Below are 1,187 nucleotides of genomic sequence, written 5' to 3'. Positions count from 1 at the left end.
CTTATTATTGACTAGAGTCATGCTCTTTTCTGCGCGCCTCTACATCATCACCAAAAACGGCAGGGGATCGCTGGGCCCTGCCGGCGAGATCAGCTCAATGCGCTTTTCGCCAGGGTAGGTGCTGGGATCGATCTCAAAGGTAACCGTCAGCGCCTCGGCGTTGGCCTGCACCGGTTCCTTAGAGCGTCCCAAGGGATCCCCAAAGCTGACTCGGATCCCTTTACCCGCCGGGCTGACTCGGATTTCCGTCACCTGATCCAGATGGGATCCCTCTAGGGTACAGACGATTACATCCCCGACAAAGGCCTCCAGAGGCCAGCCCCGCCGCACCACCGGTTTGGACATGGTTGTCGCTCCCACAGGCTTCTGCATCTCAGTTTAATTTTTCATTTTCCCCTCCCTGCTCCAGCCCAAAACGGCTTTGGTGGCAGAGAGGCTCTCCCCCCTTGGGCCGGATCTCCTGCCACCCCTGTAGAGAAGAGGGAGTTGGGGAAAGGGCAACGGCAGGCGCTCGCAGCAACACCTGGCGGTCTGGGCCCACGCTCACCAAGCGGGGCATCTCTCCAAGGCTATCGGCCACCGCAAACAGCACCCGCTCTCGCGCCTGGGGATCCCAGCCCAGCAGCTCAGCATACCCCAGCGCCGGCGGCGGATCCCAGATTTGCACCGGTGGGATCCCTGTCGAGCCAGTGGGCAAAGGCCAGACCACCGCCCGATCCCAGCTCAAATCGGTCTGGAACCAGCCTTCGTACTCCCGCGCCAGCAAAGTGTTCCCCTGCCAGGCTAGAGGCAGGATCATGGCAAAATCCAATGCCTCAACGGGGTCGTACACCGACCCTGAGGCTTGATAGATAACCTGCAAGGCCCGAGTACGGGTGTTCTCGGCAAACAACACACTGGTCAACCGACCAGCCTGAGGCGTGGCCACCAAATCTAGCCGTGTGTACACCTGCCACTGGGGATCCGGCGCCGGCAAGGGATCGCTGCGCAACAGGCCAACCAATGTGCATTGCCGCTGCCGGGCTTGCTCCTGCAAGTCGTACACCCATTCCCAAGGGATGGGCAAAGTAGGGGGAGAGGAGACTCCAGGGGCAGCCGGCGCCATGTCCCTTGCCCAGGCAGCGCTCCCCTCCGCCCAGCCGATCCAAACAGCCACAAGGGCTCTGATACATTCACGCTGAACTCTC

At 61.2% G+C, this 1,187-nt stretch carries 2 protein-coding genes; both read right to left on the bottom strand.

The annotated features are described in order from the left end of the window. Positions 1-39: 39 nt before the first annotated feature. Positions 40-345, bottom strand: a complete 306-nt coding sequence (locus tag NW818_RS13365) for a hypothetical protein (protein WP_011434047.1) — start codon at positions 343-345, stop codon at positions 40-42. Positions 346-373: 28 nt separating this feature from the next. Further along, on the bottom strand, positions 374-1,156 hold the full coding sequence (locus tag NW818_RS13360; RefSeq protein ID WP_414424827.1) for a hypothetical protein: 783 nt from the start codon (positions 1,154-1,156) through the stop codon (positions 374-376). Positions 1,157-1,187 lie beyond the last annotated feature (31 nt).

It is taken from the genome of Synechococcus sp. R6-5 (assembly GCF_047461775.1).
Lineage (GTDB): Bacteria > Cyanobacteriota > Cyanobacteriia > Thermostichales > Thermostichaceae > Thermostichus.
This window is presented reverse-complemented; position numbering and strand designations above follow the sequence as displayed.

What these genes read in the sequence shown, in the direction of transcription:
- NW818_RS13365 (WP_011434047.1), bottom strand. Translation starts at nt 345, where the DNA reads ATGTCCAAACCGGTGGTGCGGCGGGGCTGGCCTCTGGAGGCCTTTGTC.